The sequence below is a fragment of the Treponema sp. R80B11-R83G3 genome (assembly GCF_054786115.1).
Genome location: NZ_BDHF01000075.1, coordinates 1 through 6,277, shown reverse-complemented (window position 1 = coordinate 6,277; position 6,277 = coordinate 1). Strand labels below are relative to the sequence as shown.

At 45.8% G+C, this 6,277-nt stretch carries 4 protein-coding genes and 2 pseudogenes; all 6 read right to left on the bottom strand.

Annotated features, from left to right (window positions below; genetic code table 11):
* A pseudogene (locus ACYVRH_RS09745) lies at nucleotides 1–310 on the bottom strand (class I SAM-dependent methyltransferase); the annotation flags it as partial.
* A gap of 151 nt (nucleotides 311–461) precedes the next feature.
* Nucleotides 462–2,159 carry an energy-dependent translational throttle protein EttA gene (gene ettA / locus ACYVRH_RS09740; protein WP_461256718.1) on the bottom strand — a complete coding sequence of 566 codons (1,698 nt, stop codon included), beginning with the start codon at nucleotides 2,157–2,159 and terminating at the stop codon, nucleotides 462–464.
* Between the two features lie 211 nt (nucleotides 2,160–2,370).
* Nucleotides 2,371–2,573: pseudogene (locus ACYVRH_RS09735) on the bottom strand (transposase); the annotation flags it as partial.
* Complete coding sequence (locus ACYVRH_RS09730) at nucleotides 2,566–2,730, bottom strand: transposase (RefSeq protein ID WP_461256720.1); 165 nt, start codon at nucleotides 2,728–2,730, stop codon at nucleotides 2,566–2,568. The pseudogene ACYVRH_RS09735 and the gene ACYVRH_RS09730, both read right to left, overlap by 8 nt.
* 232 nt (nucleotides 2,731–2,962) lie before the next feature.
* The gene (gene era / locus ACYVRH_RS09725; RefSeq protein WP_461256719.1) at nucleotides 2,963–3,928 is read right to left on the bottom strand and encodes a GTPase Era; all 966 of its coding nucleotides are present in this window, start codon (nucleotides 3,926–3,928) and stop codon (nucleotides 2,963–2,965) included.
* The coding region (locus ACYVRH_RS09720) for a FlgD immunoglobulin-like domain containing protein (RefSeq protein ID WP_461256717.1) at nucleotides 3,928–6,277 on the bottom strand (2,350 nt) is incomplete at its 5' end. The genes era and ACYVRH_RS09720, both read right to left, overlap by 1 nt.

Genomic DNA, 6,277 nt, shown 5'->3' with positions numbered 1-6,277 from the left:
GTTTTAAAAATACTCTCTCGGCGGCTATTCCCAGCGCGGCGGCGGCGGCTTCTTTCATTATGGAAAGCCATTGCTCTTCTTCATTTTCATCTTTTTCATAGGGACGCTTATACAGGGCGCCGCAAAGAGCGGCGTTATTGGGATTGCAGTAGTCCCCGTAAAAATCCAAAACAAGCGGTATTTCGGGAATATCACGGTCGTAAAGCCTGAAAGCGCCAATGCTGTACCTTGCCGCCCATTTTTTAAGATGGCGAAACCGTTTTTGCAAACGGTTAGCGAACATTTGCGCCTGTGCCTCTGTTTTATCCATACATTAACATAGCATGAATCACTTTACATGACCACAATTATTCTATAAGACCTCACGCAAAGATCACAAAGGTACAAAGAACATAAACCAATTAGCAATGTTATTGTCCGAGGGCTATGCGTGGGCTTCACTGAGAAATTTTTGGAATAAATTATCGTTCCAGTTTGCGGTACACATAACGGTGCGGGCTGTCGGCGGCGGAGCCTAGTTTCTCTCTGCGCCAGTCGGCGTATTCTGACCAGTTGCCGTCGTACCAAATAACTTCGCCGTCTTCAAAGGCTAATATGTGAGTGACGATGCGGTCTAAAAACCAGCGGTCGTGGCTGATTACAAGGCTCACTCCGGCGAAAGCGTCCAAAGCTTCTTCCAAAGCGCGTAACGTGTTTACGTCTAGATCGTTTGTCGGCTCGTCAAGCAAAAGAACATTCGCCCCTTCTTTTAACATCATCGCAAGGTTAAGCCTGTTGCGCTCTCCGCCGGAAAGGACTCCCACTTTTTTGGACTGATCCGCGCCCGAAAAATTGTACCATGCGCAGTAGGCGCGTGAGTTGACTTCCCTCGCGCTTGTTCCCGTGCCGATTTTAATCAAATCCTGTCCGTCAGAAAGCTGCTCCCAAACGCTTTTTTCGCCGTCAAGAGTGGCGCGCATCTGGTCGGCATAACCAATTTTTACGCTTTCTCCAAGTTTTATAGTTCCCGAATCCGGCTTTTCGCCGCCCGTTATCAGTTTAAAGAGAGTGGTCTTCCCCGCGCCATTCGGCCCGATTATGCCCACGCACGCTCCCGGCGGCACCGTAAAACTCATGTTGTCGAATAACAGTTTGTCCCCGAAAGATTTTGATAATCCTTCCGCCTCGATTACAAGTTTACCCAAATGCGGACCGGCGGGAATAGTAATTTTATTGTTTGATACCGCTCCCCGTGAGCGGTCCCTCTCATCGTCTTGAAAAAGTTTTTTGTACTGGGTAATACGCGCCTTGCTCTTTGCGTGCCGTCCTTTGGGGCTCATGCGTATCCATTCAAGTTCGCGCTGTAAAGTTTTGCGCCTGTCGCTTTCGCCTTTTTCTTCCTGTTCCATGCGTTTTTCTTTTTGTTCCAGCCAGCCTGAATAATTTCCCTTCCATGGAATTCCCTCTCCCCGGTCAAGCTCCAGTATCCAGCCGGCTACATTGTCCAAAAAATAGCGGTCATGCGTTACTGCGATAACGGTGCCTGCGTAATCCCGCAGATGGCGTTCCAGCCATGCCACAGTTTCAGCGTCCAAGTGGTTGGTCGGCTCGTCAAGTAACAGGATGTCAGGCTTTTGCAGGAGCAGACGGCAAAGGGCGACGCGCCGCCTCTCGCCGCCTGAAAGGTGATCGACAACCTCATCGCCGGGAGGGCAGCGAAGGGCTTCCATTGCAAGCTCAAGGCGGCTGTCCAAATTCCAACCGTCTGCGGCTTCAATTTTTTCCTGCAATTCCGCCTGTTTAGCGCCGAGTTTGTCGTAGTCCGCGTCAGGCTCTCCAAACGCTTCGCTTACCTTGTCAAACTCCGCAAGGAGGGCGACCAACTCTTTTGCCCCCTCAGACACGATTTCCTTAACAGTCTTGCCCTGCTCAAGATACGGCTCCTGTTCAAGAAAACCGATTGAAAATCCGGGGCTGATTGAAGTTTCCCCCGCAAACTCTGTATCCTTGCCTGAGAGAATTTTTAAAAGACTCGACTTACCCGACCCGTTAAGGCCGATTACGCCGATTTTCGCGCCATAAAAGTAGGAGATACTGATATCTTTAAGAACCTGTTTTGTCCCATGCTTTTTTGAAACTTTGTGCATGGAGTAAATTATTTTTTTATCATCTGTTGACATAGTGGAAGTGTAGCACAGATAGGGAAAAGATTACAGGGGCGCAGAATGGGCTATGAAGTCGTCAATACCGTTGATTATATAGAGTCTTCCAAAGGAATGAAGAACGTCAAAATATGATGTAATATATAAGAAGAGCACAAAGGAACAAAGATCAATTTGTTTTTAATGATCTTTCGTAAAGAATAATTTAACGACTCAATCGGTTAGTCGTATAAATAGTCTTCAGATCTGCGCACAGTTTTTTAAGGTCTTTGTAGGAAATAAATTTAGTCGAATTCCTGACCATGCGGACAATGCAAACCTGAATCCGCGTCTGAGGGTATATTGCGCGTAACGCGTTGGGAAAGCCCGAAAGCCCGAAAGCCCGTCCATGCAGGCGATGAGGATGTCTTCAACCCTGCGGTTTTTAAATTGCGTTAACACCTCCATCCAAAATTTCGCCCCTTACTTCTTCGATGACTTCATTCGTCACGCGGCTTACCAGATCGGGCGACACTTCCACGTTGTATGCTTTTTCTATATGCGACTTTATGTCACGGTCGCTCATCCCAAACGAGTACATCGAAATAATCTGATCGTTGAAAAGCGGAAATCGATATTATCTAACAGTTGGCCGATAATATCCTTTTCTTTTTTCTCTTTCTTTCGTGCCATGACCATAGTTTCTCCTTCGGTATTTCTACTATTTTATGGCCATTTACACAATTTTTAAGATAGGCTCGTTTAAAAGCTTTGCGTGAGCTTTACGATAAGATAACAGACAAAAACCTTTAATCCCTCTTTGCGCTCTTCTATTCTTTTCTTTAGCGTCCTTTGTGTGAGGTATTTTCGATTAATTTCCTAAGCGTGTGATCATTATGCCGCCAGTCCTTGCCGGTTTTTACGCGCAAATCAAGATCGATTTTCCAGTCAAATATTTTTTTTAATTCCTTTAAAGAGGCAAGACGTATCGTCTTGATCATCTCTCCGCCCTTGCCAACCACCATGCCTTTTTGAGATTCGCGCTCTACAATGATAAACGCCCTTACCCAAAGTTTCTCATCTTTAAATTCCATGTCGGCGACGTCAACGTACAGTGAATGGGGCAATTCTTGGCGCAGGCGGTTAATTGCCTGTTCGCGGATAATTTCCGTTATGCGAAAACCTGTCTCCTGATCAGTGTAGTACTCGTCCCCATAAAGGGGCTGCCCTTCGGGGGCGAGGGCGAATAAGGCGCGAAGTAGATCGTCAAGCCCTGAGCCTGTGTTGGCGGAAACAGGGAAGATGCGCTCATCTGCGACAGAGGGCATGCGCTGGGCAAGAAATTCTTTCGCTCGGGTAAAGTCCGCGCCGGGGGCGTCCATTTTGTTTACGGCGATTACGGTTTTTTCAGATAACGGGGTTAGAAGGGCGGCAATTTCTTCTTCTTCCTGCCCGGGAGCGCGAAGGGCGTCTAAAACATACAGAACAAGGTCGCTATCCGTTAAAGCGCGGGTGGAAACTTCCATTAGTTTTTTATTCATTTTTTTTTCGCTTGTGTGCCGCCCGGGAGTGTCTACAAAAACTAATTGCCCTTCTTCGCGGTTCACTATTCCCTTAATCGCGTTACGTGTAGTCTGCGGCACTTTGCTTACAATAGCGACTTTTTCGCCGCACATTTTATTGAGGAGCGTGGATTTGCCCACGCTTGGGCGGCCAATAATCGCGGTAAAGGCGCTCTTTGCGCTGGCGCTTTTTGCGCTATCGCTCTTCGTGTCATCGCGCTTTGCGCTGTCGTTTTTTTCTGTCATCATTTTACAACCATAATTTTTCTGATTTCATCAATATCAGGGCCAACAACGCGCACAAAGTACATTCCGCGCGCTACTGCCCTTCCTCCGTTATTTGAACCGTCCCATGTGTCAACATAAGTGCCGGTTTCGCGGTGTTCATTTCTTCTGATGGATTTAACCAACGAGCCGTCCAACGTGTAAATTTGAATTGTTACTCTGCCGGAGCGTGGAAGATTATAGCGGATATACGCTGTTTCTTTTTTATCCGAATTAATAACATTGTTCATGATGGTAACGCCGCCTCTCTGCTGGCGTATGCTTTGAATATCAAAACTGAAAGGACGGATAAGAGCGTACCAGTTATTTGGGATTACGCCGGGCGGCGAGTCAAGACGGGCGGCAAACATATCGGAATTCGCAAACCGGAAAATAAACTCAAATTTCTTGCTGTTTACAAGAGCGTCAGATGTTATATCAAAATTAAAAAGTTGGGAAGATGAAGACGCGGAATTTTTATTAATTCCATCGGACAAGAGAACATAATAATACAAGGGAGAAATTCCCGATACATTAGGCAGCCATAAACCGCCGACTTTTTTTGCTTCGGTCGCTTCTTTTGGATTGCGCGTATCAGCGGGAATATCCGCCATAGTCCAGAAAAATTCCAAGTTACCCGTCATATTATTATTTTTTATGCGCGCCTGAAGTTCAATGCCGTTATTCTCTTCTATAAGATTTTTTTCAAGATAAGCGGTTCCGTCAAATTGCCAAATAGTTCCGGCGTTAATTGTACGAGGTTTCGCCCACACCGGCCACACAAAATAATCATCACCGCCGGAATTAGAAGAATTAGCGGTTGAAGGAGCTATCGAAATCATAACATCGGTAACGCGGCGTATTACGATATTGGGAGTATTTGGCGTAACAAGAGAACCGTCGCCTTTAGAAAGTCTTGTCATCATATCGACAGTTAGTAATTTATTTGGCGGCGTAAAAACATTGGAAAAAGACACGGTACCGTCCGCGCTTTGAGCGTTACCGATTTCGTTAATTACTTTAGCGTTTACCGTATATCCCCAGTTTAGAGGATATTTAGGCGGGCACGCGGGATTAATTACGCTCCAGTCCGGCTTAGGCTCTTTATCAACTATACTGTCTATTTTGAAATAACCGTTAACAACTGTTGCCGCCGTATCCTGATAAATATCAGGTAACGACGCGAGATCATCCGCCATATAGGAATTTGAATGTTCAAAAAGATACCCAAGACCCGCCGATTGCGCGTTAACATTTGAAACGCCGTCGAATGAAGCGGAAACAACGCCTGAATCAGAAATCGCCGGTTCTGATATTTGCGCGTAAGTCTGCGGATGCCCCGGAAGGGTAAGAGTATAGGCTATGCGCGGGGGAATGGTGTCAATGGGTTTGATATTTTTATCTGCCGCAGGATCGCCTAATATAGTGCCTGTTGCGGATAAAAGCGACGTATTTCTCGTAACAGTCCACAGGGGTGTATTTCCGCCGTCAATATCAGAAGCTTCTTTCAGATAAATATAAAATGAATCATAATCAAAAGGCGTTTTTCCGGTAACCGCGCTGACCATCTGGAATCCGTCAGTACCTTTTGATCTGTCAATCATATACCCTTCTACAGTTATATCAAAATCGGAAAAATCTCCATTCATCGCATAATTGGACTGTACCCTAATCCTGTCTAATTTGCCGTTTCCGTTTGAATCCTCTGTAAAACTGTAGATTATCTCTCCTGTTATAACAACACCGGAAATATGCTGATGCCAGCGCGCTCCAAGCGTACCCGGCACTCCTTCAATACCGTCAACAACGCCATTAATATCCGCCCATTGGGTATTTACCGTTAAACAAAGATGACCTCCTGCCCCTCCGGGAATAATTGAATTCGCGGACGTTGTCGTAACAATAAAATTATCGGCAACGATATAAATTGCCGCGTTCTCGCGTTCATTACCATTGTTTGATAAATTTATTTCAACCGCATCAATTGACACGGTGCCGGTTGGCGCTTTCGCAGTTAGCTGATATGCGGTAATTTTACCGCTAACGGTTATATTGCCGACTGCTTCCAGTGTTACCGTATTGGCCATATCAATAGTACCGTTAACAAATATATTACTACCGGCTTCCACTAGTATCTTATCCGTATTATTCAATGCGGAAATATTGCCAATAGTAATATTCACGGCTTTTATGCTGCTTGCGCCGGAGCCGTCCAGCGTTAATTTTGTATTGTTTACGTTAAAATCCCCTGTAATGTCTACAACGGCGCTTACAATCCTGATGCCCTCTTCGCCAGAGAGCAACTCTAAATGATTAACATTAGCACCGGAA

Bases quoted from the DNA above. Each gene is read 5' to 3' on its own strand.
- ettA (WP_461256718.1), bottom strand. From the start codon at position 2,159: ATGTCAACAGATGATAAAAAAATAATTTACTCCATGCACAAAGTTTCA.
- era (WP_461256719.1), bottom strand. From the start codon at position 3,928: ATGACAGAAAAAAACGACAGCGCAAAGCGCGATGACACGAAGAGCGAT.